This window comes from Nocardia sp. NPDC004582, from assembly GCF_053602115.1.
Window position 1 is genome coordinate 1 of the sequence record NZ_JBSGCY010000011.1, and the last position, 24,968, is coordinate 24,968.

The following is a 24,968-nucleotide window of genomic DNA, read 5'->3' on the forward strand; positions in this document are numbered from 1 at the left end:
CGCTCTGCGCCCAGCCGCGGCGGCGGACCTCGGCCAGCGCGCGCTCGCCGAACACCGCCTCGGGCAGGATGGTCCGCTGCGATTCGGGGTCGGCCCAGGCCAGCAGCACTTTCGCGGCCGAGCCGGCGGTGAGCGGCAGCCGCGCGCCGATGGGCACGGTGTCGCGCAGGCCGGCGGCCGGTTCCATGGCGGCCACGCAGACGCGCGCGTTCCCGTCGCGGCGGTAGAGCTGGACGCTCTCGCCGGTGATCTCGCGCAGGCGCGGGAGGATGGAGGAGGCGGCGTCGAGCAGGGGATCGCTGGCGGTGGTCGCCAGTTCCGACAGGGCCGGGCCCGGTCGCCACAGACCCTGGCTGTCGCGGGCCAGCATGCGATGCGTTTCCAGGCCCACGGCCAGGCGATGCGCGGTGGCGCGGGGCAGGCCGGTGCGGGCGCAGAGCTCGTTGAGGCCGCAGGGTTGCTCGGCTACGGCGTGCAGGACGGCCATGGCTTTGTCCAGAACCCCGATACCGCTATGCTGTCTCATAGAACGATATTAGCGTCTCGCATGTTGGGAAATGCAAATTGCCTGCGCGGCAAACCCGCCGCTCCCCGACCGCGGACGCGAGCCACCGTGTCACCAGCCCGGGCACGGGAATGTCTATCGAGAGGTGATGGAGCTATGGCCGACCGGCCACGCACTCTGGCGGAGAAGGTCTGGGACGAGCATGTCGTCGTGCGCGGCGAAGGCGAGGGCGAGCACCGCCAGCCCGATCTCATCTACATCGATCTGCACCTGGTGCACGAGGTCACCAGCCCGCAGGCCTTCGACGGCCTGCGCGCCGCGGGCCGCCCGGTCCGCCGCCCGGATCTGACCATCGCCACCGAGGACCACAACGTCCCCACCGCCGACATCGACAAGCCGATCGCGGACCCGGTCTCGCGCCTGCAGGTCGAGACGCTGCGCAAGAACTGCGAGGAATTCGGTGTCCGCCTGCACCCCATGGGCGATGTCGAGCAGGGCATCGTGCACGTGGTGGGCCCGCAGCTGGGCCTGACCCAGCCGGGAACCACGGTGGTGTGCGGTGATTCGCACACCTCCACCCACGGCGCGTTCGGCGCGCTGGCGATGGGTATCGGCACCTCGGAAGTGGAACACGTGCTGGCGACGCAGACGCTGTCGCTGCGCCCGTTCAAGACCATGGCCATCAATATCGACGGTCAGCTGCCCCACGGCGTCACCTCCAAGGACGTGATCCTGGCGGTCATCGCGCAGATCGGCACCGGCGGCGGTCAGGGCTATGTGCTGGAGTACCGCGGCGAGGCCGTGCGCTCCATGTCCATGGAGGCCCGGATGACCATGTGCAACATGTCGATCGAGGCCGGCGCCCGGGCGGGCATGGTGGCCCCCGACGAGGTCACCTACGAGTACCTGAAGGGCCGTCCGCACGCCCCGCAGGGCGCGGACTGGGATGCCGCCGTGGCGGCCTGGGACGCCCTGAAGACCGACGAGGGCGCGGTTTTCGACGCCGAGGTGCACCTGGACGGGTCCACGCTGACCCCGTTCGTCACCTGGGGCACCAACCCGGGACAGGGTGCGCCGCTGGGCGACTCGGTGCCGGATCCGGAGCGGATCGTCGACGAGAACGAGCGCGCCGCCGCCGAGAAGGCGCTGGAATACATGGACCTGACGCCGGGTACCCCGCTGCGGGACGTCGCCGTGGACACGGTTTTCGTGGGTTCCTGCACCAACGGCCGGATCGAGGATCTGCGCGCGGTGGCCGACATCCTGAAGGGCCGCAAGGTCGCGGGCGGGGTGCGGATGCTGATCGTGCCCGGCTCGATGCGGGTGCGGTTGCAGGCGGAAAAGGAGGGGCTGGGCGAGATTTTCACCGCCGCGGGCGCGGAATGGCGTCAGCCGGGCTGCTCGATGTGCCTGGGCATGAACCCGGATCAGCTTTCCCCCGGTCAGCGCTGTGCCGCCACCTCGAACCGCAACTTCGAAGGGCGCCAGGGCAAGGGCGGCCGGACGCACCTGGTCTCGCCGCTGGTCGCGGCGGCCACCGCGGTGCGCGGAACCCTGTCCTCACCTGCGGATCTGAACTGATCGCCCGCCGGTAGCGGCCCAGATGCCGCTGCCCCCACTGACTCAGGAGAAACAACGATGGAAGCCTTCAAGGTCCACAAGGGGATCGGTGTTCCGTTGCGCCGATCCAATGTCGACACCGACCAGATCATCCCGGCCGTCTATCTGAAGCGCGTAACCCGAACGGGTTTCGAGGACGGTCTGTTCGCGGCATGGCGGACGGATCCGAACTTCATTCTGAACACCGAGCCGTACAACCGGGGTAGTGTCCTGGTCGCCGGTCCGGATTTCGGGACCGGATCCTCACGTGAGCACGCGGTTTGGGCCCTCAAGGACTACGGCTTCCGGGTGGTGATCTCGTCTCGCTTCGCCGACATCTTCCGTGGGAACGCGGGCAAGGACGGGCTTCTGACGGCCCGGATGGCCCAGAGCGATGTGGAATTGCTCTGGAAGTTGCTCGAGGAACAGCCGGGTTTGGAATTGGCGGTGGACCTCGAGGCGCGCACCGTGTCGGCCGGAACCGTCGTGTTGCCGTTCGATATTGACGACTACACGCGGTGGCGTCTGCTGGAAGGCCTGGACGACATCGGTCTCACGCTCCGCCACGGCGACGAGATCAGCCAGTTCGAAAACGCAAGGCCGACTTGGAAACCCGCAACCATTCCGGCCCGTATTTCGCAGACGTAATCATTGATGGGCGTTAGCTGGACGCCCTCAAACCAGGTAGCTGAGCGTGTGCCATGCGTCATGTATTTCCGCGTGGCACATAGACTCTTGCCCCGAAAGGGTTTACCGTGGTACCTAGTCGGTCCGACGACGGGCCAATTAGTCTGCGGAGGATTCAATGAACAAGGCGGAACTGATCGATGTTCTGACCGAGAAGTTGGGTACTGACAGGCGCACCGCTACTGCAGCTGTCGAGCAGATGGTCGACACGATCGTGCGTGCTGTGAACAAAGGTCAGAGCGTCACCATCACGGGATTCGGCGTCTTCGAGCAGCGGAAGCGCGCGGCGCGTGTCGCTCGCAACCCGCGCACCGGCGAAACCGTCAAGGTGAAGCCGACTTCGGTCCCGGCCTTCCGTCCCGGTGCTCAGTTCAAGGCGATCATCGCGGGCAAGCAGAAGATCGCCTCGAGCGGCCCGGCCGTGAAGCGTGGTGTGGCCGCCCCGGTTTCGGGCAAGGCCGGTGCGAAGAAGACCACCGCCAAGAAGACGGTGAAGAAGGCCGCCACCAAGGCTCCGGCCAAGACCACCGCCAAGAAGGCGGCGTCGAAGGCTCCCGCCAAGAAGGCCGCCGTCAAGAAGGCGGTCGCCAAGAAGGCCGCCGTGAAGAAGACGGTCGCCAAGAAGGCTCCGGCCAAGGCCGCGGCTGCCAAGAAGACCACGGCTGCCAAGAAGGTCACCGCCTCGAAGGCCACCACGGCCAAGAAGGCGGCCAAGAAGGCTCCCGCCAAGAAGACCGCCGCCAAGCGCACCGCGCGCCGTTAATCCGGCGACAACCCGTCGCTGACGGGGGTTTTCGAGCAGGACGACACGTGAGACGGCCCGGCATCGCCGGGCCGTTTCGCATGTCCGGGCCATGTTTTCGCGCAGTGGGGGACCGATGGGGGCCGGTAGGGGGCCGGAATCGGCCGTCCGCCGGGTGGATTCGGCCGGACAATGGCCGGTACGGCGGCGTTCCAAGGGTTCTGGGCGGCCGCCGGACGACAGATGACCCGGTCAGCCCTGGGGTCGGTCGACAGGGACGAGAATGCGGTCGAGATGGTCGGCGGCGACCAGGCGGCCGCCGTGGAAGGACAGCACCCACACGCTGCCCTTGCGGTTGCGGGCCGGTGGCAGGCTCACCCCGTCCTCGGCGGCCCACCACTCGAGCAGATCCGGAATCACCTTGCCCTGACTGGAGATCACCCGCACCGCGTCGGCGGAGACCAGGTCGCGGGCGCGTTTGCGGGCGGCATCGGGTGCTGCCGCGTAACCGGATTCGGAGAACAATGGCTCCAGTTCGATATCGGCGCCCAGTTTCTCGGCCAGCGGGGTCACGGTTTGGACACAGCGCAGCGGTGGGGCCGAGATGATTTCGGCGGCGCCGAAGGCGAGCAGGTTGGGCGCCAGGGCGCGAGCCTGTGCGCGACCGGCCTTTTCGAGCGGCCGCAGGTCGTCGTCGCCGGCGTAGCGGTCGCTGCGCCCGGCCTTGGCGTGCCGGACCAGCAGCAGGGTGGCGGTCTCGGCGGGCTGGCGCAGGAAATTGCGGACGATAGTGCGGTCCATGGGATACGACAGGGCGTCCATCACCCGGTCCAGGCGGCACCAGTCGAGGACGTCGACCTCGGTGTTGGACGCGAATTCCCCGTCGAGCACCTCGGCGGCCCAGTAATCCACGCGTTTGAGCTTGCGGTGACCGGTGACCGGATACGTCACGTGGCCCAGATACCGGCCCAGCCGCGCGGCCAGACCGGTTTCCTCGGCGACCTCGCGCACGGCCGTGATCACCGGCGTCTCACCGGGATCCAGCTTGCCCTTGGGCAGCGACCAGTCGTCGTATTTGGGGCGGTGGACGAGCGCGATCTCGATGGCCCCGGCGCCGTGTCCGGGCGCATGACGCCACAGCACGGCCCCCGCCGCGAGGATATTGGCTTTGACCGGGGGGTCGGTGTACTCGTCGGCGGGGTCGTTGTGGAATGGGGTCACTGGCGGTCCGGACGACGCAGCCGCATGAGGTACTCCTGGTGGTCGCGAATCTGGTCGGACGGCACGTCGGGGCCGGGCTGGGCCTGCCAGCTGCCGTCGGGGCGCAGCACCCAGCAGCGGGTGGCCGGGTTGGTGGCGGAGTCGAACACCTGTCCGAGCCGGTCGCACAGGCGCGGATCCTTCACCTGCGCCAGCACTTCCACGCGCCGGTCGAGGTTGCGGTGCATCATGTCGGCCGAGCCGATCCAGTACTCGTTCTGCGCCTGGAAGTGCAGCACCCGCGAATGTTCCAGGTAGCGCCCGAGAATCGAGCGCACCTGGATGTTGTCGCTCATACCGGGCACGCCGGGGCGCAGGCCGCAGATGCCGCGCACCACGATCTCGACGGGCACCCCGGCCTGGGAGGCCCGGTACAGCGCGTCGATGACCTGTTCGTCGACGATGGCGTTGGCCTTCACCCGGATTCGCGCGTCGGCGCCCTCGCGCGCCAGTTCGATCTCGCGTTCGATCCGCTCGATGATCCCGGCGCGGACGCCGATCGGCGCCACCAGCAGGTTGCGGTAGTTGGCCTTTCGCGAATAGCCGGTCAGCGAGTTGAACAGGTCGGTGAGGTCGGCGCCGATCTCCGGTGCGGCGGTGAGCAATCCGACGTCCTCGTACAGGCGCGCGGTCTTGGGGTTGTAATTCCCGGTGCCGATGTGACAGTAGCGACGGATGGTGGCACCTTCGCGGCGGACCACCAGGCAGGTCTTGCAGTGGGTCTTGAGCCCGACCAGGCCGTAGACCACGTGCACGCCCGCCTGCTCCAGCGCCCGCGCCCATTTGATATTGGCCTGCTCGTCGAAGCGGGCCTTGATCTCGACCAGCGCCACCACCTGTTTGCCCGCCTCGGCGGCGTCGATCAGGGCGTTGACGATGGGGGAGTCACCGGAGGTGCGGTACAGGGTCTGCTTGATGGCCAGTACCTGCGGGTCGGCGGCGGCCTGTTCGATGAACCGCTGCACGCTGGTGGAGAAGGAGTCGTAGGGGTGGTGCACCAGCACGTCGCCCTCGCGCAGGGCGGCGAAAACGTTTCGGGGCGTTTCGCGTTCGCCGAAGGCGGGCGGGGTGGCCGGGACGTACGGGGCGTCCTTGAGGTTGGGCCGGTCCACGCCGTAGACCTGCCACAGGCAGGACAGGTCGAGCAGGCCGGGCACCTGGATGACGTCGGCGGGGTCGACGTCGAGTTCGCGCAGCAGCAGATCGAGCATGTGCTCGGTCATGTCGTCGGAGACTTCCAGCCGCACCGGGGAGCCGAAGCGGCGGCGGGCGAGCTCGCGTTCGAGGGCTTGGAGCAGGTCCTCGTCGCGGTCCTCCTCGACCTCCAGGTCGGCATTGCGGGTGATGCGGAACGAATGCTGTTCCACCACTTCCATTCCCGGGAACAGCTGATCCAGGTGGGCGGCGATCAGCTCCTCCATGGGGAGGAAGGCGGCCATGGACGGGCCCTGCGCACTGCCGGAGGGGCCCTGCGCATTACCGGACGGGCCTTGCGCCGCACCGGATTCACGGGCGCCGGAGCGGCGGACCCGCACGAAGCGGTCCACATTGTCGGGCACCTTGACGCGGGCGAAATGCTCGCCGCCGGTCACCGAATCCTTAACCGTCACGGCGAGATTCAGACTCAGGCCGCTGATGTAGGGGAACGGGTGGGCCGGGTCGACCGCCAGCGGGGTCAGCACCGGGAACACCTGGTCCTGGAAATATCCGGACAGACGCTGCTTTTCGCTGTCGTCCAGGTCGGCCCAGCGAATGATGTCGATGCCCTCGGCGGTGAGCGCGGGCAGCACCTGGTCCAGGAAGACGCGGGCGTGCCGCGCGGCGATCTCCTGGGTGCGCACGGCGATCATCTCGAGCTGCTCGGTGGGGGACAGGCCGTCGGCGGACCGCACCGACAGACCGGTCTCGGCGCGGCGCTTGAGCCCGGCGACGCGCACCATGTAGAACTCGTCCAGATTCGACGCGAAAATGGCGAGGAATTTGGCTCGTTCGAGCAGCGGCTGGGACCGGTCCTCGGCGAGCGCGAGCACGCGGGCGTTGAAATCGAGCCAGCTGAGTTCCCGGTTCACGTACCGGTCCGCCGGCAGCGGCGGTATCGCGGTGGGCGGTGGGGTTGCCGCGGGCGGCGCCGCCGGTAGTAGCGGCGATTGCTTGACGGTTTCCGTATCGCTCACTCTCACGATCATTCCTTATGTCGTGGGTGCCGTGTCGTTCTGACACTGTCCAGTGCAGTGCAGATCACGCTGCGTCAGGACAGTGACGATTCGGCCCGGCACCTGTTCCCGGTTTCGTGACACGCTTGCGACACGCCGATTTCTCGGAGTAGCGCGCCGGTGGCTGGCCCGACGCCGAGCGCGGTGGCGCGCTCGAGGTCCGCGGCGGTATCGACGTCCTGGCGTAATCCGGGCCAATCGCCTAGCAATTCCACCGCGCCCCCGGCGATATGACGGCGGGCGGAGTCCGGGCCGAAAAGCGGGTTCAGCGCGGCATGCGTCGGATCGTCGCCGTCGCCGCGCACCAGCAGGGCGACGGTGCCGCTGCCCTCGTGATCGGTGACCACCGACCGCCGATGCCCGGCGCTCGCGAGGAACTCGGCCAGTTCGGCGGGGCGCAGCGCGGGCAGATCCGCTTGCAGGGCAAGCAGATCGACCGGACCGTGCGCCCGCCGCACCGCGTCCGCGCCCGCGGCCAGCGCCGCGTTCAGCCCGGTGATGTGCGCCGGGACCACCTCGGGTTCGGGATGCACCGCCGCGCCGAGTTCACGAACCAGATCCGATACGGCCGGATCGGGCGTCACCACGGTCACCGACGCGATGCCACGCGTCGTCGCCGCGGCGGTCACGGTGTCGGCCAGCATGGCCAGCACCAGCCGCGGCCGGTACTCGGGCGCCAGCCCATCGGCCAGCCGACTCTTGGCGAGCCCCAGGCTCTTGACCGCGATGACCGCGTGCACGGACGGGTGCATGCCCGAATCCTCCCACTCCAAGATGACGGGCGCGTGAGCGGCGTCGAATTTCGGGGAGACGCGACAACGTCGTGGCTCCCGGGTGACAACGCCGTGGCTCCCGGGTGCGCGCGCATATATTTGTGGGATGGCTAGGGCAGCGGTGTTGGGAGCGGGGTCATGGGGGACCGCGTTCGCGAAGGTGTTGGCGGAGGCGGGAACCGAGACCACCATGTGGGCTCGGCGGCCGGAGGTGGCCAAGGCGGTGGCCACCGAGCATCGAAATCCCTGGTATCTGCCGGAGGTGGTGTTGCCGCCGCTGGCCGCGACCGATGACCCGGCCGTCGCGCTGGACGGGGCGGACATCGTGGTGCTGGCGGTGCCGTCGCAGTCGCTGCGCGCCAATCTCGCGGCCTGGAAGGATCTGATTCCGGCCGACGCCACCCTGCTGAGTCTGGCCAAGGGCATCGAGACCGGAACGCTGCTGCGGATGAGCCAGGTGATCGCGGAGGTCTCCGGCGCGGACCCGAGCCGGATCGCGGTGCTGTCGGGCCCGAACCTCTCGCACGAGATCGCGGCCGGGCAGCCCGCCGCGACCGTGATCGCCTGCCCGGACGTGGCGCGCGCGGAGGCGGTGCAGCACGCCTGTGCCACCGGCTATTTCCGGCCGTACACCAATTCCGACGTGATCGGCTGCGAGATCGGCGGGGCGTGCAAGAACGTCATCGCGCTCGCCTGCGGCATCGCCTCGGGCATGGGGTTGGGCGACAACTCGGTCGCCACGCTCATCACGCGCGGGCTGGCCGAGATCATCCGGCTCGGGGTGGCGGTCGGCGCGGAACCGGTGACCTTCGCCGGGCTGGCCGGTGTCGGTGACCTGGTGGCCACCTGCACCTCGCCGCTGTCGCGCAATCGGTCCTTCGGGCACGCGCTGGGCGCGGGCGGCACCATGGAGACCGCGCTGGAGGCGACTCATGGCCAGGTCGTGGAGGGTGTGAAGTCCTGCACATCGGTGCGGGCGCTGGCCGCCGCGCACGGGGTGGAGATGCCGCTGACCAACGCGGTGCATCAGGTGTGCCACGAGGGTCTCTCGGCCGCGGAGGCGGTCGGGCAATTGCAGGGCCGCCGCCTGAAGTCCGAGTGAGCCGCCCCCCGCTCGGGGAGACCGCGTAACACTGCCGCCACAATCGACCGGGTACGGTTCGGGGCATGACCAACAGGACCAGGGTGGCGGTGGTGTTCGGCGGCCGCAGCAACGAGCACGGGGTGTCGTGTGTGTCCGCGCGCACCGTGTTGGCGAGCCTCGATCCCGAACGCTACGAGGCGGTTCCGATCGGCATCACGCGGGACGGCACCTGGGTGCTCGGCGACGCGGATCCGCGGACGCTGTCCGCGCAGGATCGGGCGCTACCCATGGTCGACGACAAGGGCACCGCGCTGGCGCTGACCGCGGATCCCTCGCGCGCGGGCGCGCTGGTGCCGCTGGACGGCGCGCAGACCGTGCTCGGCGCCGTCGACATCGTGTTCCCGGTGCTGCACGGCGCGTTCGGTGAGGACGGCACCCTGCAGGGTCTGCTGGAACTGGCAGAACTGCCCTACGTGGGTCCGGGCGTGCTGGCCAGCGCGGCCGGCATGGACAAGGAATTCACCAAGAAACTGCTTGCGGCCGAGGGGCTTCCGATCGGCGTGCAGATCGTGCTGCGCCCCGGCGTCGCGACCGTCTCCGAGACCGACCGCGATCGCCTGGGCCTGCCGGTGTTCGTGAAGCCCGCCCGCGGCGGCTCCTCCATCGGCATCACCAAGGTGGACAGCTGGGATCGCCTCGACGAGGCCATCACCGAGGCGCGCCGCCACGACCCGAAGGTCATCGTGGAGGCCGGGATCGTCGGCCGTGAGGTCGAGTGCGGCGTGCTGGAATTCCCGGACGGCCGGGTGGAAGCCAGTGTGGTGGCCGAGATCCGGATGCCCGAGGACGACGCGCAGGCCCCCGACTTCTACGACTTCGACACCAAATACCTCGACGACGTCTGCGAGTTCGACGTCCCCGCCAAGCTGGACGACGCTGTGTCCCAGCAGATCCGGGAGCTCGCGGTGCGCGCCTTCCGCGCCCTGGACTGCCAGGGCCTGGCCCGCGTCGACTTCTTCGTGACCGCCGACGGGCCGGTCATCAACGAGATCAACACCATGCCCGGCTTCACCTCGATCTCCATGTACCCGCGCATGTGGGAGGCCGCGGGGATCGACAACCGGACCCTGGTGAGCACCCTCATCGAGACCGCCCGCGCCCGCGGCACCGGCCTGCGCTGACCCCTCACCGCCGACGGCCCGGTTCATCAATTCGGATGATGGACCGGGCCGTTCGCGTGCGACCGCGGGACGACGCCGGGAGCGCGGTGCGCGCGTAGCCTCGACGGTGTGCTCGTCGCCCTCACGATTCCCGGCCTGGCCCTGCTGATCATCGCGGTGGCCTGCGCCGACGTCGCCTATCGCAAGCTGACCGGGCGCACCGCGCTGCCGTGGATGCGCGGCGAGGACGGCCGCGGCGCGGCGGCCATCGGCCTGGAACAGTTCGACGCGGCCTTCAGCTCCGGCAAGCGGCTGGAGATGGAACAGCGGCAGTCGGTGCTCATGCACCGGGAGAATCCGGGCGACGGCGACAAGGGACCCGGGATCGACCTCACCGCCGGGAAGGCCACGCTCCGCAAGCTCTGAGCGACCGGCCTTCTCCCTATATATCTGTCAGTTGGGGATCGGGTTCGGGTCCATCGGCTTGTCCGGCATGGCCTTCTTGATGGCCTCCGAAACCTCCTGCAGCGGAGTCGCTCCGGCATTGTCGGGCATGGTCAGCGCGACATAGGTGCCGCGGTCCACGGCCCACCAGGTGCCGGAGGTGACGCCGCTGGTCTGGTCGCGCAGCTCGAACCAGTTGACCCCGTTCACCACCTGCAACGGCGAGGACTTGGTGAATTCCAGCGGCCGGTCCAGGCCGCAGCGCACCACGATGGCGTCGCCGCCGTCGGGCAGCTGCCAGGCGTGGGTGGCGGGCGGGGCGGGCTGCACCAGTTCGGCGGTGGTGTAGTCGCCGATCTTGTCGGGCAGGGCGGGGAGCAGCGCGGCGCATTCGGGTCCGGCGGCCGCGGGCGCGGGCACCGAACCGAGGGCCAGCGGGTCGCGGCTGTGGTGCCGGTTGGCCAGCACGCCCAGGACGAGCAGTCCGACGACCAGGGCGACGGGCAGCGCGACGGCGGTGGCGATGAGCGCGGGCGAGCGGCGCATCTCGTAGTCGGCGTCGGAGTCCCCGGCGGTCGCGGACTCCGGCGCCGGGTCGGCCTCGGTGGCGGGCGTCTCGGCCGCCGTGCCGTCGAGGGCGTCGGGCGCCGCCGCGTCGCTGTGGTCCGGTTCGGTGCCGCGGGTGTCGTTGCTCATCCGGTCGTCGATCCCCGATCGTGCCGTGCCGGGTGCGCGCGTCCTCGCGGTGTGCTGCCCGGCTGCTGGTCGTCGATTGCGGGTTCGAGGGTACCGTCGAGCGATCGGCCGCCCGCATCACACTCGCTCCGAAGGAGACCGCCATCACCACCGCCAGCGATCCGCAGTCCGTTCCGGCCGCCCGCACCGTGGGCGAGCTCGGCGAGTTCGGGCTCATCGCGCTGGTGAACGCGGGGCGCACCCACACCCCGGGCGTGCTGCTGGGACCCGGCGACGACGCCGCCGTGATCGCGGCGCCCGAGGGCCGCTTCGTGGTGACCACCGACATGCTGGTGCAGGACCGGCATTTCCGGACCGACTGGTCGAGCCCGCACGAGATCGGCCGCAAGGCCATCGCCCAGAACGCCGCGGACGTGGTGGCCATGGGCGCGGTGCCGAGCGCGTTCGTGGTGGGGCTGGGCTGTCCCGCCGAGACGCCGGTGGAATTCGTGCGCGCGCTCGCCGACGGGATGTGGGCCGAGGCCGGGCGCGCGGGGGCGTCCATCGCGGGCGGGGACATGGTGCGCAGCCCGCTGATCATCATCAGCGTCACGGCCTTCGGGGATCCGCGTCGCGCGCCGATCAAGCTGTCGGGTGCGCGGGCGGGCGATGTGGTGGCGGTGGCCGGGCCGCTGGGGCATTCGGGCGCGGGGTTCGCCGTGCTGTCCGCGGGCGCCACCGGGCAACCGGGGTTCGCGGACGCGGCGACGGAGTTCGCGGATGTGGTTGCCGCGCACCGGGTTCCGCGGCCCCCGTACGAGGCGGTGCTGGAGCTGCCCGATACCGCGGAGATCACCGCGCTCACCGACGTGTCGGACGGATTGCTGGCCGACCTCGGGCATATCGCCGAATCCTCGCGGGTGGCCATCGACCTGGATGCCGCCGCCCTGGCCGATCCGGAGCTGGAGGCGGTCGGCAAGGCGCTGGGCGTCAGCCCCCTGGACTGGATTCTGGCGGGTGGCGAGGACCACGCCTTCGCCGCGACTTTCGCCGATTCGGGTGATTTGCCGGAGGGCTGGCGGCGCGTCGGCCGGGTTGTCGCGGGGTCGGGCGTGACCGTCGACGGCTCCGCCCGATCCGGACCTGCCGGTTGGGATTCCTTCGCATAGCCGGGTCCGATACCGCGATGAAACTCGACACGATAAGTTTTCCCGACATGGGCGCGAAACCACTGTCGGAAGTCATCGATACGGGCTGGGCCGAGGCCCTCGAACCGGTGGCCGACCGTATCGCCGCGATGGGCGAATTCCTGCGAACCGAAAACGCCGAGGGGCGTGGCTATCTCCCGAAGGGGGAGAACGTGCTGCGGGCCTTCCAGCGGCCGTTCGACAAGGTGCGCGTCCTCATCGTCGGTCAGGATCCGTATCCGACTCCGGGGCATCCGGTGGGCCTGAGTTTCTCGGTGGCCCCGGATGTTTCGCCGATTCCGCGCAGTCTGACCAATATCTACTCCGAGCTGACCAAGGACCTCGGCCTGCCGATGCCGTCCAACGGCGACCTGTCCCCGTGGTGCGATCAGGGCGTGCTCATGCTCAACCGGGTGCTGACCGTGCAGCCGGGCCAGCCGGCCTCGCATCGCGGCAAGGGCTGGGAAGCGGTGACCGAGCAGGCAATTCGCGCGCTGGTCGCCCGCGATCAGCCGCTGGTGGCGATCCTGTGGGGCCGCGACGCGTCGACGCTGAAGCCGATGCTGGGCAACACTCCCTCCATCGAATCCGCCCATCCGTCACCGCTGTCGGCTTCGCGAGGATTCTTCGGATCCAGGCCTTTCTCCCGAACCAACGAATTGCTGGGTACCCTGGGGGCCGCGCCGGTGGACTGGCGTCTGCCGTAGCGCTGAGCCCGATTATCTGATTCAGGAGCATGTATATGCAGAAGAAGACTGCCCGTGGTGTTTTCGTCGCTTTGGCCGCGGGTGCCGCGTTGGCCTCGGCCCCGGCCATCGCCAATGCCGAGCCGTTGACCCTGGACCCCTACGTCCCCGAGTCCACCACCTCGGTCACACCCGTCGGCAGCCTGCTCGACACCAATAGCGTGAGTGGACTCTCGTCCAACGTCACCTCGCGGACGGCGTGCCTGCTGCAGTCGATCAGCCAGCAGGTGGATTGCCTCAACGGCGCGGCCTGAGCCGCGGCGCCGGGCTCAGTTCGGGGCGGCCCGGCGCACCATCCGCACTTGCATTGCGGGAGAGAAGGCTTCGACTCGGCGTTCGCCGTCGGGTTCGAAGCCGTATTTCGTATAGAAGGCTCGCGCGCGCGGGTTCTCCTCGAACACCCACAGCGCGATATCGCCGGTCTCCGGCAGCACTTCGCGCATGAGGTCGTGGGCCACGCCCGTGCCGTGGTAGGCGGCGCGCACGTACAGGGCACTGAGTTCGTACTCCGCCGTCGGTGCTTCCTCGCGGTTCGCGCCGCTGCCCGCGAAGCCGATCACGGTGCCGTCGTCGAGCACGGCCACCCGGATCCGGCCCGGGTACTCGAACAGGATCTTCCCCCACGCGGCCGCCCGCCGGTCCACATCGAAGGCGTCCAGCACATGCTGGGGCACCAGTCCCCGATACGCCTCCCGCCAGCACGCGATATGGCATTCGGACATGCTGTAGACGTACTTCGGTTCGAGGGGAAGGACCCGCCACTCACCCATGGTTCCCATCCTGTCGCGTCCCTGAAACGGCGAAAGCCCCGGTTCACCCATTCTGGGTGCCGGGGCTTCCGACGAAAAGCGCTTATCAGCCGCGAACGACCTTGCCCGCCTTCAGGCAGGAGGTGCAGACGTTCATGCGGCGGGTGTTGCCGGGGGCAACCTGGGCGCGCACGGTCTGGATGTTCGGGTTCCAGCGACGGTTGGTGCGCCGGTGCGAGTGCGAAACCGACTTACCGAAGCCGGGGCCCTTGGCGCAGACGTCACAGACGGCAGCCATAGTCGCGAGCTCCTTCATGTCATAGAGGGACCCGCTGCACGATGTACAGCGTGTCCGAAAGCCTAATGTCTTGGACCGTACCTACCGGCTGAGAGCCGGTGAACGCATGCCGATGCCTGAGCGAGCAGGACCGTGCCTGCGTGAGGCAACCGCCCAAGAGTAGCCAACCCGTCCCGGGCGTGTCCAATCAGCCCCCGCCGCCGGCCCCCTCCGGGGTGTACGAACGCCAGGTGGCGGCGCGGTGTCGGTTGCCCCGACTAGGCTGGCGACGGGATTTCACGACGTGAGCGGAAGGACGGTGACGGTGCCCGGGGTAGCGGACGCGCTCGACGGAACGGCCCTGTTGAACTGGGGTCGCCTCACCCTCACCGCCCTGGAACGCCACCGGGACGAGATCAACGCCCTCAATGTCTTCCCCGTCGCCGACTCCGACACCGGCACCAACCTGCTCGCCACCATGCGGGCCGCCGTACAGGGGGCGGAGGACGCCGGCCGGGTAGCGGCCACAGATCGGCCATCGGGTGATCGGGGGCTGTCGGCCCGGACGGTGGCGGCGGCCATGGCGCGCGCGGCGACCATCGGGGCGCGCGGGAATTCGGGGATCATCCTGTCGCAGGTTCTGCGGGGGATCGCGGACGCGGTGGCCGCGGGGCCGCTGACCGAGCGGGCGTTGCGGGTGGCGCTGCGGCAGGCGGCGCGGCTGGTGCGGGAGGCGCTGAGTTCGCCGGTCGAGGGGACCATGCTCACCGTCCTGGATCGGGCCGCCGAGCGTGCGGCCGACGCCTCGGAGCGGAATCTGCTGAGCGTGGCGCTGGCGGCGGCGGACGGCGCGGTCAAGGCGCTGGGGGAGACGCCGACCCAATTGGGTGTACTCGGCGAGGCCGGGGTGGTCGACGCGGGGGCGCGCGGACTGCTCGTGCTGCTGGACGAATTGGTGGTGGCGGCCGGCGGGAACGCACCCGCGCGGCCGGTCTATCGGAGGGGCGCGCCCGAAGGGATGCCGGACCGTGAGGCGCGGCGCCGGGAACCCGCGGCCTCGGTCCACGCGAACTGTTCGGCGCCCGCGGTGTCGAATTCGGGCACCCCCGCGCCGCGCTCCGCGGTCGGGGGTGGCGCTCCGCACTACGAGGTGATGTTCCTGGTGCGCGGGACCGAGGAAGCGCGGATCGGCGAGCTGCGGGATCGGCTCGGGGTGTTGGGGGATTCGGTCGTGGTCGTGGGCGATGGGGCCGAAACCTGGTCCGCGCATGTGCATTGCGGGGATGCGGGCGCTGCGGTCGAGGCCGGGCTGGTCGCGGGGGCGGTGAGTGGGATTCGGATCGAGATCCTCGACGATTCCGGGCATGCGCCGGCGGGGAAGGCCGATCGCGCGATTCTCGCGGTGGCGTCCGGGGCCGGGGCGGTGCGCTTGTTCGAGGATGCCGGGGCTGTCGTCTTGGACGGCGCGGTGACGTCGGAGGTACTGCTCGACGCCATCCGGGCGGTGCCGCAGCGGCAGGTGCTGGTGTTGCCGAACGGGGCGTTGCCCGCGCATGAGCTGGTGGCGGTGAGTGTGGCGGCGCGTGATGGGCAGCGGGAGGTGTTGATGTTGCCGTGCGGGTCGATGGTGCAGGGGCTGGCGGCGCTGTCGATGCATGATGTGGGGCGGGTCGCGGCGGATGACGCGTTCGCCATGTCGGAGGCGGCGGCCGGGACCCGGTGGGGGGCGTTGCGGGTGGCGCCGGAGCGGGCGCTGACCATGGTGGGGATGTGCGAGGCGGGGGACGGGCTCGGGTTGGCCGGCCACGATGTGGTGGTCATCGATTCCGATGTGCGGGCGGCGGGTCGTACGCTGCTGGACCGGATGCTGGGCCTGGGTGGGGAATTGGTGACCATGCTCCTGGGCGGCGATGCGCCCGAAGGGCTTTCCGACGACTTGACCGCGCATGTGGCGGCCGGCTTCCCGGGCGTGGAAGTGGTGGTGTACCCGGGCGGTCAGGCCGGTGACCTGGTGCAGATCGGGGTGGAATAGATGGCGACGCTGGCTGATCGGCTCGATCACGTGCTCGGGGTGAAGGCGGCGGAATCGCTGCAGGAGCATTTCGACATGCAGACCGTCGAGGATCTGCTGCGGCACTATCCGCTGCGTTACGCCACCCAGGGGCAGCCGCTCACCGAGGAGCAGCCGGAGGAGGGTCAGCACATCACGGTGATGGGCCGGGTCACCAAAACCGATCTGCGCCCGATGAAGAACCGTCGCGGCAGCCTGCTCAAGGTGAACCTGGACACCGGCGGCCCGCGCCCGGTGGAGATCACCTTCTTCAATGGCGACAAGGTCCGCTATCTGGTGAAAGACGGTGTGCGGGCGATGATGTCGGGCACCGTGCACTGGTGGCGGCCGGACCGCTGGAACCTCTCGCACCCCGACTATCTGATCCTGCCCGAACAGGGCGAGTCGATCGAGAACCTCACCTCGGTGCGCGGCGGCGGCGCGCTGCGCGGCTTGGCGCAGACCGCGAAAGGCGCCGGGGGAGTGGATGTCTCGTTCTTCGAGCGCGAGTTCATCCCGGTCTACCCGTCGACGGCGAAGGTGCAGAGCTGGGATCTGCTGCGCTGCATCCGGCAGGTGCTCGACCAGCTGGACCCGATCGACGACCCGCTCCCGGAATCGCTGCGCACCGAGCACTCCCTGCTGCCGGTGTCGGACGCGCTGCGCCTGATCCACCTACCCGAGCACAAGGCCGATATCGAGGCCGCCCGCGGCCGGCTGCGTTTCGACGAGGCGATGGCATTGCAGCTGGTGCTGGCCGAGCGCCGTCACCAGACCGAGGGCCGCACCGCCAAGCCGTGCCCGCCGCGCACCGACGGCATCGCCGCCGCCTTCGACAAGCGGCTGCCGTTCGAACTGACCGAGGGCCAGCGCGCGGTCATCGACGAGATCTCCGCGGACCTGTCGCGTCCGCATCCCATGCACCGGCTGCTGCAGGGCGAGGTGGGTTCGGGCAAGACCATCGTGGCCCTGCACGCCATGCTGCAGGTGGTGGACAACGGTCAGCAGTGCGCGCTGCTCGCGCCCACGGAAGTCCTTGCCGCCCAGCACTATCGGTCGCTGTCGAAGATGCTCGGCGATCTGGGCACGGCGGGCGAGCTGGGCGCGGACGAGAACGCCACCAAGATCGTGCTGGTGACCGGTTCCATGTCGGCGGGCCAGAAGAAGGCCGCCCTGCTGGACGCGGTCACCGGTGACGCCGGTCTGGTGATCGGCACCCACGCCCTGATCCAGGACAATGTGGAGTTCTTCGACCTGGGCATGGTGGTGGTCGACGAACAGCACCGCTTCGGCGTGGAGCAGCGGGATGCCCTGCGCGCCAAGGCGAAAGGCGCGGCCAGCCCGCATCTGCTGGTCATGACCGCGACCCCGATTCCGCGCACCATCGCCATGACCACCCTGGGTGATCTGGAGACCTCGGTGCTGACCCAGCTGCCGCGGGGCCGGTCCCCGATCACCTCGAAAGTCGTTCCGGCCAAGGTGAAACCGGCGTGGGTGGATCGCGCGTGGGAGCGCATCCACGAGGAGGTGTCGCAGGGGCGGCAGGCGTACGTGGTGTGCTCGCGCATCGGCGATGAGGAGGAGAACGGGAAGGGCAAGGGCCGCAAGGCGAAAGCCGAGGAGGAGAAGGAAGGCCCCACCACCCATTCCGCCGTCGACATGTACGAGATGCTCGCGGCGGGACCGTTCAAGGATCTGCGCGTGGGCCTGCTGCACGGCCGGTTGCCCGCGGACGAGAAGGACCGCGTCATGCGGGATTTCAACGACGCCGAGATCGATGTGCTGGTCTGCACCACGGTGGTCGAGGTCGGTGTCGACGTCCCGAACGCCACCGTCATGGTGATCGTGGACGCGGATCGCTTCGGTGTCAGCCAGCTGCATCAGCTGCGCGGCCGGGTCGGGCGCGGCAAGCACGCGGGCCTGTGCCTGTTGATCACCGAGACCAATCCGATGGGGACGGCCATGGCCCGTCTGGAGGCGGTCGCGGGCACCACCGATGGTTTCGAACTCGCGGTCCTGGATCTGAAGCAGCGCCGCGAGGGCGATGTGCTGGGTTCGGCCCAGTCCGGAACCGCCCGCAGCCTGCGCCTGCTGTCGTTGCTGGACGACCTCGAAGTCATCACCGCCGCACAGGAAGTGGCGCGCGAGATCGTGTCCTCGGATCCGGGCTTGAAGCGCCATCCCGGCCTGGCGAGCATGATGCGCGCGGCCGTGGACGGCGAACGCCTGGAGTATCTGGCGAAGTCCTGACGCGCTGCCCGGCGGTGGCGTCGCTCTACTCGGCGGGGGCGTCGGTCGGGGCCAGCCCGGCGAGTTCGCGCCACCGCGCCATCTCCTCCTCGTGCGAACCGGACAGCGTGGCCTCGGTGACGTCCACCGCGGCGGCGTCGTCACTGTCGCCGTCGCGGGTGAGCAGCATCAGCGGCCAGCTGGGCGCACCGCCGTCGGCCGGGCCGAACGGCTGCCAGTCCCAGGGCCCGCCGAAGCGCCACGCGCGGCCGGAGGAGTCGGCGACCTCGTCGCCGGGCTCGAGGAAAGCGTAGGGGCGGAAACGCAATTCGACGGTCCGGGGGATGCCGTCGTCGGGGTCGAACACCGGTTCCTGATCGGTCGCTCCCGGCTCGCCGGTGAGACCGGCAGGCAGGTAGGCGATCTCGCGGCGCGGCCGGGGCAGCCGGCCGGTCGCCCGCGGCGGTTCGTGCTCGCGCAGACCGGTCACCCGGATCAGGGTCGGTGGAATCCCCACCCGGCAGGGCGCGTCGGCCGCGAGTTCGCCGTCGGCGGGCCGGATTCGGAACAGTTCGTATGCCCATCCGGCGGCGCCGGGTCCGGTCGGCAGCGTGACCACGCCGTTCCAGCCGTCGCCATCGGGATCGTCGGCCCACCAGGGCCATTCGACACGGACCTGGTCCGCCGTCAGCTCGGTGACCCGTGCCGCGGTGAACGGACAGGACAGCTCGAGGATGTCACCGACCCGGTATTCGAACGCCACAGCCACCGAACCTAGCCCGTCCGCGGCGTGGACGTCCCATTCGCCGGGCTAAACGGCGGCGGGGAATTCGTCGGCCTTGACGCCTTCGATGAAGGATTCCCACTCGCGGACGGTGAAGAGCAGTACCGCGCCGTTGCGCCCCTCCTTGCTGTGGGCGACCACGATGCCGCGGCCGGGCCAGTAGCCGACCTGCACGCAGCTGCCGTTGGGGCCGGCGGCGGTGCTGGTCCGCATCAACAGTCCGTCCGGCAGATCTGCCTTGGTAGTCATGGGCGGGTTCCCTTCGTCCTTTCACAGTCGGGTTCGGACGCGAGGCGAAGAAGAGCAGCCGGGGTCCTCGATGCGGGACAACGCCGTCTGGCATCGGCTGACGCCGTTCACCCTACCGGCTCGGTGCTGGAAGTGTGCCCGATATCGGCTGTCAGAACGGTGACCCGTCCTGGGGATTCAGAATGGTGTTCGCCCGTACGGGATTCGGTGCATCCGCCCGTACGGGCGCCCGGGTTCGGCGCGGAACCGATCACACCTCGAGGTCTTCCTCGATGCCCTTGAGCCGGTGGCGGGCCATGGCCAGGTTGGCGCGGCCGCGGTCGAGGGCCAGATACAGGAACAGGCCCTTGGATTTCCGTCCGGTCATCGGCCTGATGATGTGGTACTGGTTGCTCAGGGTGATGAGGACGTCCTCGATCTCCTCCTTGATGCCGAGCTGGTCGATGGTGCGCATCTTGGCCCGCACCACCTCGGTGTTGCCGGCGGCGGCGATCTGCAGGTCCAGCGACTTGGAGCTGCCGAGCATGCCGAGCGCCATGCCGCTGTTGTAGTCGACCACGGCCGCGCCGATCGCGCCGTCGATCACCATCATGTCCTTCAGTGCGATATCCATGTTGGACATGGGGTTTCCTTTCAATCGGTGTTTCACTGGGGGTTCGAAGTCTGTGTTCCGGGCGGCGCCGCGGGGGCGGGATCGGTCTCCCCGGTGACCGCCGCGAGATGGTCGGCGATGGCGCGGGCGGTGGGCCGCGATTCCAGGTGCACGCGGCCGATATTCGCGCCGGGCCCGGCGAGCACGGTGAGCGAGGCGGTCCAGCCGACGGCGTAGATGACGACGTCGCCGCTCTCGCCGTGCACCACCACCTCGTGGAAGCCGCCGCCGTGCGCGGTCGCGGCGAGCCGATGCGAGAGCGACAGCTGTGCGGCGGTGAGCGCCGCCATGCCCGCCGGCTCGATGTGCGCGGGCAGATCGTGTGCGATGAGCAGCCCGTCGGTGGACGCCACCAGCGTGCCGGTCAACTGCGGCACCCGGTCCCGCAGCGCCTTCAACTCCGTGTGTACCTGCGTGTTCGGTTCTGGGCCGGACATCGCCACTTTGGTCAACCTTCCTATCAATTCGCCGAGCCGCCTTCGCCGCGCGGTCACGCGAGCTCCTCCAAGGCCGCCTCCCTATCCGTTCGCGGTCATGCCAGTTCCTCCAGTGCCGCCCGTAGCCGGATGAGCACGTCCCGGTCGGGCGGTTCCCAGCGGTCGGGGACGGCGACCGCCGCGGCCTGCCGCACCCGGCGGCGCAGCGGCGGGGCGGAATTCGTTGCCGCGGCCGGGTTCTCGTCCGGGGCGGCGGATGGTTCGCCCGGTGGCCGGTCCGGTTCGGTGACGGCGCCGATGTGGTCGGCGAGGGCCACCATGACCGGCGCCTCGATCAGCCCCGCCGTGGTGAGTTCGCGCACCGCGAGCAGGCAGCCGTAGGTGGTGCGGCCCAGCTCCTCGGCGAGTCCGGTGATGCTGCGTCGGGCGTCGACCGCGGCGAGCACCTCGGCTTGGCCGCCGGTGAGGACGACTCGCCGCCGCCGTACCCGTTGCACCGGGACCACGGCGACGCGATCCACCAGGTCCGCCGGCCATACGCCCGCGGCCGGGTCGCCGCGGCGCGCGCACTCGTGGATCAGTGCGCCGGGGGTGATCCGGCAGGCGTGCGCCAGCCAGTGCGGCGGCCCCGCGCGGAATTCCACCCGGGCGGGCGCGGCCAGCAGCAGGTACGCGGCGTCGAAGACGGACAGCAGCGCAAGGGTTTCCAGCCGGGGGCCGGCCGGTAACTGGTCGGGGGTTCCGGACCGGGCGCGGCGCCAGCCCTCGGCGTCGGTGAGCCCGGCGGTTATCGCCAGGCGATCGAGTCCGGTGGTGCGGCCACAGTCGGCGGCCACGATCGCGCCCTCGACGAGATGAAATGCGCCATCGCCCACGGTGAGTACGCCGGTGCCGCGTTGCTGTTCCAGCCGCCGCAGTTCGATGACGAGTTCACTGTCCATGATCATCCTCGGCGAATTCGGCGAGAATTATCCGCAGCTGGTATCGGGCCATGGCGAGATTGCCGGTGTCGCCGTCGAAGAGAACGTGCACGAAAAGCCGTCCGTCGAAATCGCCGTCGATCAAATTCAGCAGGTGATATCCGCCGGTTCCGCACACGATGATCTCGGTGATGTCGTCGCCGGGACGACCGGTGGCCAGGGCTGGTGAAGTGAGCACCGAGCGCACGACATCTGTTGCGGCAGCGGCATCTTCGTGTTGATCGACCACGTCGTGGCGACCGGCGGCGGCGATGGCCAGCCCGCTCGCGCCGTCCACGAGGGTGACGCTGCACGCACCGGGAATGTCCATGATGCGTTTGAGGCATCCGTCGATACCGATCACTGCCGCCCACCGCTTGTTCCGAGAATCTTCGAGCGAATCCAGACGCTACACAGGATGTGCGATGGATGGGGAGCAAACGCCGGATTAATCCGGGTAACTCATGATTTTCCAGATGCGCGATCAAGAATACTAGACAGTATTAATACCTTTCGGTATTTGATGCAATCGGGCGAAATGGATATCCAAAATGGATGAGGGCAAGCACGATGCAAGCCTCGCCGCCGGCGCTGCGGCCTCAGCGGGGCATACGGGGATACGGCAGATCCGAACTGGTGTGCTCGTCGATCGCCAGCGGCCGTCCGATCTGCGGGAAGGCGCGCTGGGCGCAGGACGGACGCTCGCACACCTTGCAGCCCGCTCCGATGGGGACGGCCGCGGCGGGATCCTCGAGCTCCAGGCCGCGCGAATAGACCAAGCGGTCCGCGTATTCGATATCGCAGCCCAGTCCGATGGCGAATTCGCCTCCGGCGCCGCCGAATCCGCTCGGCGTGGGCGCGGTGGTGCGGGCCACCCACAGGTAGCGCCGCCCGTCGGGCATGGAGGCGACCTGCGACAGCATCCGGCCGGGCTGGTCGAACGCCTCGTGCACCACCCACAGCGGGCAGCTGCCGCCCACCCGGGAGAAGTGGAAGGCGGTGGCGGACTGGCGTTTCGAGATATTGCCGGCCCGGTCGCTGCGGATCAGGAAGAACGGCACCCCGCGCTGCCCCTGGCGTTGCAGGGTGGCCAGGCGGTGGCAGACGGTCTCGAAGCCGACCTCGAAGCGCAGGCCCAGCAGGTCGATGTCGTAGTGCAGTTCCTCGGCCGAGCGCAGGAACTTGCCGTAGGGCAGGATCAGCGCGCCCGCGAAGTAGTTGGCCAGCCCGATCCGGGCCAGCGTGCGGGATTCGCCGGTGAGGGCGGGGTTCTCGTCGAGCACCTCGTCGAGCAGGGCGCCGTGCAGCAGGAAGGCCAGGGTGGTGGCGATCTGGAAGGCGCGCTGGCCCGGCCGCAGGCGCCGCGCCAGGGTGAGGGTGCGGGTCTCGGGTTCGTAGTGGCGCTTGGGGATGTTCGGGTCGGCCCCGTCGCCGCGGACCAGGACGGTGACGCCCGCGCGCTCCTCGGCCACCCGCGCCAGCTGGCGGTCCAGGGAGCCGATGGTCAGCCCGCTCTCCTCGAACAGCCGCTCGGCGGCCAGGTCCAGCTGGGCGATGTGATTGTGGTGATCGTAGAAGAAGTCGCGCACGTCCTCGTAGGGCATCGCGACGCCGGGCGCGCCGGTGGGGGTGGCTACCTTGGCGGACAACAGATCCAACTGGTCGGTCGCGGCCCGTAGTCGGCGATGCATGGCCACAACGATTTTCGCTACTTCGGGCATGCGGGTGGCCAGATCCTCGACCTCGGCCACCGGCGCGGCATTGCCGCCGGCGGCCTCCACCAGGATCTCGTGCAGGTCCGAGACCAGCCGCGCGTCGGAGTCGGCGGCGAAGAACTGCACGTCCAGGTCGAAGGTGGAATTCAGTTTGAGCAGCACGGGAATCGTGAGCGGTCGCTGATCACGCTCGAGCTGGTTGAGGTAGCTGGGCGACAGATCCAGAGACTTGGCCAAGGCCGCCTGGGTCATCCGCCGTTCCTCGCGCAACCGCCGTAGTCGGGCCCCCGCATACATCTTGCGCACGTGGGGGATGGTACCGATTCGGCTTCGCAAACATCGCAATTTGAGGAGACTCGCGGTGATTTCGCGGATGCTGCGTGGTAGTTCACCATGTCGACCAGCATGCGTAGCATGCGAATTCGAGACTACCGGCGGTTTTACGCGCGAGTGCCCATCGTACGACCAACGCCACGCCGACGGGGTGGAACGGCGGTCGGAATATGCCCCGAAATCGGCGGGCTCACCCCAGAATCAGGTGAACCTGGAGTTCGCCGACCAGGAACCCGAGCACCGCGCCGATCGCGACCAGCTTCCATTCGTCCTGTTTGAAGGCGGGGCGCAGCAGGCCTTCGTACTCGTCGTCGGACAACTGCTTGGTCTTCTCGATGACCAGACTGCGGACATCGAGGGCCTCGATGGCGTGCTGGTCGAAGCCGGAGTGGGCGGCGGCCTTGATGTGGTCGAGGACGAAGGTGACCGCGTCGCGTTCGATGGCGGTGTAGCTGTCGCCCGCGACCATCATCACCAGCGGGCGGGCCGGTCCGGTCTGCAGTTCCAGGAACTCGCTGACGTGGCGGCTCAGCAGGGAGGTCAGCCGGTCGGCGCGTTCGCCGTGCAGGACGGCCTCGAGAATGCGTGCGGGGGTGAGGATCTCGGTGGCGATCAGGTCGCCGTAGTCGGTGCAGACCTGCTCGCGGCGCTTGTGGAACAGGCCCTGCCACTTGAATGGGCCAATACCGACCGGACGGATCGGGCGGAAGATCATCTGCAGCGCCAGCCAGTCGGTGAGCAGACCGGTGAAACCGCCGAACGCGGGCATGAGCAGCGGGTTGTGGGTCAGCGACCAGGTGAACATCTGCACGAAGCCCAGCACGGTGCCGAAGATCAACCCCGAGCGCACGATGAAGCGCAGCTCGTTGTTGCCGACCCGGCGCACCATCTCCACCAGCAGCGCCTTGTCCTCGACCAGGGCGCTGATGGCCATGCCGCGCAGGTCCATCACCTGGTCGAGATTGGTGCGCAGGTCGACGACGATGTCCTCGATCAGTTGCGGCAGATCCCGTTGCGCGCGTTCGATGATGGCGCGCTGTGCGGCCTCGGGCATGTTCACCCACAGCCGCGGCTCGTGCTTCATCATCATGGCGCGCACCATGTGGTCGACGCCCGCGTCGAGGGGTTCGCGCAGGCGCGTGGTGAGTTCGCCGACGTCGATGCGGGCGATGATGTCCTGCGGGTCGATCAGCTTGCCGAACATCAGATCCACCGCGACGGTGGCCATGCGCGGCGCGGAGCGGGGGATCACGCCCTGCCAGCCCAGCCAGGGCGGGATGCCCTTGAACTCGAGCGGCTTCATGAGCATCTGCACGGCGACGATCTTGGTCGCCCAGCCGATGAGCGCCGCGACGAGCGGGATGGAGCAGTACAGCAGCCAGTGGTCGGCGAAATCCGCGATCACGACCCGCTCGGCCCCTGTGCCCTGGTTGCCATGTCCCGCTCCTCGATGCGACTA

Annotated in this window: 26 protein-coding genes; 11 read left to right on the forward strand and 15 right to left on the reverse strand. The window is 69.1% G+C overall.

Annotation, left to right across the window (positions count from 1 at the left end; all coding sequences use genetic code 11):
• The coding region (locus ACWELJ_RS05580; RefSeq protein WP_452364985.1) for an IclR family transcriptional regulator at positions 1 to 526 on the reverse strand (526 nt) is incomplete at its 3' end.
• Positions 527 to 661: 135 nt separating this feature from the next.
• Here ACWELJ_RS05580 and leuC point away from each other — a divergent pair.
• The 3 genes from leuC (at position 662) to ACWELJ_RS05595 (ending at position 3,554) form a co-directional block, all read left to right on the forward strand.
• Positions 662 to 2,086 carry a 3-isopropylmalate dehydratase large subunit gene (gene leuC / locus ACWELJ_RS05585; RefSeq protein ID WP_452364986.1) on the forward strand — a complete coding sequence of 475 codons (1,425 nt, stop codon included), beginning with the start codon at positions 662 to 664 and terminating at the stop codon, positions 2,084 to 2,086.
• Positions 2,087 to 2,143: 57 nt separating this feature from the next.
• Positions 2,144 to 2,752 carry a 3-isopropylmalate dehydratase small subunit gene (gene leuD / locus ACWELJ_RS05590; RefSeq protein ID WP_452364987.1) on the forward strand — a complete coding sequence of 203 codons (609 nt, stop codon included), beginning with the start codon at positions 2,144 to 2,146 and terminating at the stop codon, positions 2,750 to 2,752.
• A 157-nt stretch (positions 2,753 to 2,909) separates the two neighbouring features.
• Complete coding sequence (locus ACWELJ_RS05595) at positions 2,910 to 3,554, forward strand: HU family DNA-binding protein (protein WP_452364988.1); 645 nt, start codon at positions 2,910 to 2,912, stop codon at positions 3,552 to 3,554.
• A gap of 231 nt (positions 3,555 to 3,785) precedes the next feature.
• Here ACWELJ_RS05595 and ACWELJ_RS05600 read toward each other — a convergent pair whose 3' ends face one another.
• The 3 genes from ACWELJ_RS05600 to cofC form a co-directional block, all read right to left on the reverse strand.
• Positions 3,786 to 4,754 carry an NUDIX hydrolase gene (locus ACWELJ_RS05600; protein ID WP_452364989.1) on the reverse strand — a complete coding sequence of 323 codons (969 nt, stop codon included), beginning with the start codon at positions 4,752 to 4,754 and terminating at the stop codon, positions 3,786 to 3,788.
• Complete coding sequence (locus ACWELJ_RS05605; protein WP_452364990.1) at positions 4,751 to 6,979, reverse strand: RNA degradosome polyphosphate kinase; 2,229 nt, start codon at positions 6,977 to 6,979, stop codon at positions 4,751 to 4,753. The genes ACWELJ_RS05600 and ACWELJ_RS05605 overlap by 4 nt, the downstream gene beginning before the upstream one ends.
• Before the next feature lie 62 nt (positions 6,980 to 7,041).
• Positions 7,042 to 7,758: a 2-phospho-L-lactate guanylyltransferase gene (cofC, locus tag ACWELJ_RS05610; RefSeq protein ID WP_452364991.1), complete on the reverse strand. Its 717-nt coding sequence runs from the start codon at positions 7,756 to 7,758 to the stop codon at positions 7,042 to 7,044.
• A 127-nt stretch (positions 7,759 to 7,885) separates the two neighbouring features.
• Between cofC and ACWELJ_RS05615 the strand changes: the two genes are divergently transcribed.
• The 3 genes from ACWELJ_RS05615 to ACWELJ_RS05625 all read left to right on the forward strand — a co-directional run bounded on the left by ACWELJ_RS05615 (position 7,886) and on the right by ACWELJ_RS05625 (position 10,449).
• A complete protein-coding gene (locus tag ACWELJ_RS05615; RefSeq protein WP_452364992.1) occupies positions 7,886 to 8,881 on the forward strand; it encodes an NAD(P)H-dependent glycerol-3-phosphate dehydrogenase in 996 nt (331 codons plus the stop codon).
• A gap of 65 nt (positions 8,882 to 8,946) precedes the next feature.
• Positions 8,947 to 10,044 (forward strand): D-alanine--D-alanine ligase family protein, encoded by a 1,098-nt coding sequence (locus ACWELJ_RS05620; protein ID WP_452364993.1) that lies wholly within the window; start codon positions 8,947 to 8,949, stop codon positions 10,042 to 10,044.
• A gap of 108 nt (positions 10,045 to 10,152) precedes the next feature.
• Positions 10,153 to 10,449, forward strand: coding sequence for a DUF6191 domain-containing protein (locus tag ACWELJ_RS05625; protein WP_452364994.1), 297 nt, complete (start codon positions 10,153 to 10,155; stop codon positions 10,447 to 10,449).
• A 27-nt stretch (positions 10,450 to 10,476) separates the two neighbouring features.
• On the opposite strand, the gene ACWELJ_RS05630 is transcribed toward ACWELJ_RS05625, so the two are convergent.
• Positions 10,477 to 11,163 carry a DUF3515 family protein gene (locus ACWELJ_RS05630; protein WP_452364995.1) on the reverse strand — a complete coding sequence of 229 codons (687 nt, stop codon included), beginning with the start codon at positions 11,161 to 11,163 and terminating at the stop codon, positions 10,477 to 10,479.
• Positions 11,164 to 11,351: 188 nt separating this feature from the next.
• Here ACWELJ_RS05630 and ACWELJ_RS05635 point away from each other — a divergent pair, with 188 nt between their 5' ends.
• Genes ACWELJ_RS05635 through ACWELJ_RS05645 form a run of 3 tightly spaced genes read left to right on the forward strand, consistent with a single transcriptional unit; the run spans position 11,352 to position 13,329 of the window.
• Positions 11,352 to 12,311 (forward strand): thiamine-phosphate kinase, encoded by a 960-nt coding sequence (locus ACWELJ_RS05635; protein WP_452365056.1) that lies wholly within the window; start codon positions 11,352 to 11,354, stop codon positions 12,309 to 12,311.
• A gap of 47 nt (positions 12,312 to 12,358) precedes the next feature.
• A complete protein-coding gene (locus tag ACWELJ_RS05640; RefSeq protein WP_452365057.1) occupies positions 12,359 to 13,036 on the forward strand; it encodes a uracil-DNA glycosylase in 678 nt (225 codons plus the stop codon).
• A 35-nt stretch (positions 13,037 to 13,071) separates the two neighbouring features.
• The gene (locus tag ACWELJ_RS05645; RefSeq protein ID WP_379101722.1) at positions 13,072 to 13,329 is read left to right on the forward strand and encodes a hypothetical protein; all 258 of its coding nucleotides are present in this window, start codon (positions 13,072 to 13,074) and stop codon (positions 13,327 to 13,329) included.
• A 15-nt stretch (positions 13,330 to 13,344) separates the two neighbouring features.
• Here the strand turns inward: ACWELJ_RS05645 and ACWELJ_RS05650 are convergent, their stop codons facing one another.
• Entirely contained in the window at positions 13,345 to 13,845 is a 501-nt protein-coding gene (locus ACWELJ_RS05650) for an N-acetyltransferase family protein (RefSeq protein ID WP_452364996.1), read from the reverse strand.
• Positions 13,846 to 13,930: 85 nt separating this feature from the next.
• Positions 13,931 to 14,122, reverse strand: coding sequence for a 50S ribosomal protein L28 (rpmB, locus tag ACWELJ_RS05655; RefSeq protein ID WP_011210730.1), 192 nt, complete (start codon positions 14,120 to 14,122; stop codon positions 13,931 to 13,933).
• Between the two features lie 283 nt (positions 14,123 to 14,405).
• Here rpmB and ACWELJ_RS05660 point away from each other — a divergent pair, with 283 nt between their 5' ends.
• Together ACWELJ_RS05660 and recG are read left to right on the forward strand one after the other, a co-directional pair.
• A complete protein-coding gene (locus ACWELJ_RS05660) occupies positions 14,406 to 16,133 on the forward strand; it encodes a DAK2 domain-containing protein (protein WP_452364997.1) in 1,728 nt (575 codons plus the stop codon).
• A complete protein-coding gene (recG, locus tag ACWELJ_RS05665; protein ID WP_452364998.1) occupies positions 16,134 to 18,401 on the forward strand; it encodes an ATP-dependent DNA helicase RecG in 2,268 nt (755 codons plus the stop codon).
• 25 nt (positions 18,402 to 18,426) lie between these two features.
• Here the strand turns inward: recG and ACWELJ_RS05670 are convergent, their stop codons facing one another.
• From ACWELJ_RS05670 to ACWELJ_RS05705, 8 genes are all read right to left on the reverse strand, one after another.
• Positions 18,427 to 19,143 (reverse strand): hypothetical protein, encoded by a 717-nt coding sequence (locus ACWELJ_RS05670; RefSeq protein ID WP_452364999.1) that lies wholly within the window; start codon positions 19,141 to 19,143, stop codon positions 18,427 to 18,429.
• 48 nt (positions 19,144 to 19,191) lie between these two features.
• A complete protein-coding gene (locus ACWELJ_RS05675) occupies positions 19,192 to 19,413 on the reverse strand; it encodes a DUF397 domain-containing protein (protein ID WP_452365000.1) in 222 nt (73 codons plus the stop codon).
• 250 nt (positions 19,414 to 19,663) lie between these two features.
• Positions 19,664 to 20,035: a hypothetical protein gene (locus ACWELJ_RS05680; RefSeq protein WP_452365001.1), complete on the reverse strand. Its 372-nt coding sequence runs from the start codon at positions 20,033 to 20,035 to the stop codon at positions 19,664 to 19,666.
• Positions 20,036 to 20,058: 23 nt separating this feature from the next.
• On the reverse strand, positions 20,059 to 20,502 hold the full coding sequence (locus tag ACWELJ_RS05685; RefSeq protein WP_452365002.1) for a roadblock/LC7 domain-containing protein: 444 nt from the start codon (positions 20,500 to 20,502) through the stop codon (positions 20,059 to 20,061).
• 95 nt (positions 20,503 to 20,597) lie between these two features.
• A complete protein-coding gene (locus ACWELJ_RS05690) occupies positions 20,598 to 21,443 on the reverse strand; it encodes a hypothetical protein (RefSeq protein WP_452365003.1) in 846 nt (281 codons plus the stop codon).
• Positions 21,433 to 21,825: a hypothetical protein gene (locus tag ACWELJ_RS05695; protein WP_452365004.1), complete on the reverse strand. Its 393-nt coding sequence runs from the start codon at positions 21,823 to 21,825 to the stop codon at positions 21,433 to 21,435. Before ACWELJ_RS05695 ends, ACWELJ_RS05690 begins: the two co-directional genes overlap by 11 nt.
• A 235-nt stretch (positions 21,826 to 22,060) precedes the next feature.
• The gene (locus ACWELJ_RS05700; protein WP_452365005.1) at positions 22,061 to 23,482 is read right to left on the reverse strand and encodes a short-chain fatty acyl-CoA regulator family protein; all 1,422 of its coding nucleotides are present in this window, start codon (positions 23,480 to 23,482) and stop codon (positions 22,061 to 22,063) included.
• Between the two features lie 217 nt (positions 23,483 to 23,699).
• Complete coding sequence (locus tag ACWELJ_RS05705; RefSeq protein WP_452365006.1) at positions 23,700 to 24,914, reverse strand: DUF445 domain-containing protein; 1,215 nt, start codon at positions 24,912 to 24,914, stop codon at positions 23,700 to 23,702.
• Positions 24,915 to 24,968: the final 54 nt, after the last annotated feature.